This window comes from Rhodoplanes roseus, assembly GCF_003258865.1.
GTDB classification, from domain to species: Bacteria; Pseudomonadota; Alphaproteobacteria; order Rhizobiales; family Xanthobacteraceae; genus Rhodoplanes; species Rhodoplanes roseus.
Map to the genome: position 1 here is coordinate 1 of NZ_NPEX01000958.1, position 245 is coordinate 245.

1 protein-coding gene is annotated in these 245 nt (G+C 64.9%); it reads right to left on the bottom strand.

Features of this window, described 5'->3' with window-relative positions; translation table 11 throughout:
* The coding region (locus tag CH341_RS35570; RefSeq protein WP_146604823.1) for a 4Fe-4S dicluster domain-containing protein at positions 1 to 245 on the bottom strand (245 nt) is incomplete at both ends.

Consider the following 245-nt stretch of genomic DNA (forward strand, 5'->3'; position numbering starts at 1 on the left):
TCCGCTCCGCGGCCGGCTTGAGATGCCGCTCATATTCGCGCTCGCGCCAATGCCGCATCAATTTCGGCAAGGGGATCTCGACCGGGCAGACGCTCTCGCAGCGCCCGCAGAAGGTCGAGGCGTTGGGCAGGTTTGCCGTGTTTTCGAGACCGAAGAGGCCCGGAGCCAGGACCGCGCCCATGGGGCCGACATAGGTCGCGCCATAAGCGTGGCCGCCGATCGCATGATAGATCGGACAATGGTTC